General features: G+C 39.7%; 1 protein-coding gene. It reads left to right on the top strand.

What is annotated here, in order from left to right:
• Positions 1–866 (top strand): hypothetical protein (locus tag FDW96_RS15065; protein WP_212732911.1); only part of this gene is annotated, 866 nt, incomplete at both ends.

The raw sequence follows: 866 nt of genomic DNA, 5'->3' as shown, positions 1-866 counted from the left end.
TGGTCAATGGTTTGCTGATATATGGAACGGAGCAGTTGACGGAGCTAAAGGCATTTGGCAAGGCTTAGTCGATTGGTTCAGTGGAATTGTACAAGGTGTTCAAAATATTTGGAACGGAATAACAACATTCTTTACTACTTTATGGACAACTGTTGTTACTGGTATTCAAACAGCATGGGCAGGAGTTACAGGGTTCTTCACAGGGCTATGGGACGGAATAGTAAATGTTGTTACAACTGTATTTACAACCATTGCTTCTTTAGTGACAGGTGCTTATAACTGGTTTGTTACAACTTTCCAACCTTTAATTAGTTTCTTTCAATCTATATTTGGGTTAGTTGGATCAGTAATTAATTTAGCATTCCAACTTATATTGGCTATTATTCGCGGTGCTTACCAATTAGTTATCGGAGCGTGGAACGGCATATCAGGTTTCTTTGGTGTAATATTTAACGCAGTTAGTTCAATAGTTTCAACAGTATTTAGCGCCATAGGTAGCTTTGCTGGTTCAGCTTGGGATATACTGGTTGGCGTATGGAATGCAGTTTCAGGCTTCTTTGGCGGTATATTTAACGCTGTAAAATCAGTAGTTTCAACAGTATTTAGTGCAATCGGAAGTTTTGCTTCTAGCGCTTGGGGAGTAGTTTCATCAATATGGAATGCAGTTTCAGGCTTCTTTAGTGGCATATTCAATTCTGTTCGCAGTGTCGTTAGCGGAGTGTTTAGCGCTCTTGGTGGCTTTGCTTCAAAAGCTTGGGATGCAATTTCAGGTGTATTTAACGGAGTAGCTGATTTCTTTAAGGGAGCGTTTGACGGTGCTAAAGATATAGTTAGCGGAGTATTCGAGGCTTTTGGTAAATTTGCTT

The organism is Citrobacter sp. TBCS-15, from assembly GCF_005280815.1.
In the GTDB taxonomy this organism is placed as follows: Bacteria; Pseudomonadota; Gammaproteobacteria; order Enterobacterales; family Enterobacteriaceae; genus Citrobacter; species Citrobacter werkmanii.
The sequence above is the reverse complement of the archived record's forward strand: the minus strand, read 5'-3'. Positions and strand labels throughout refer to the sequence as shown.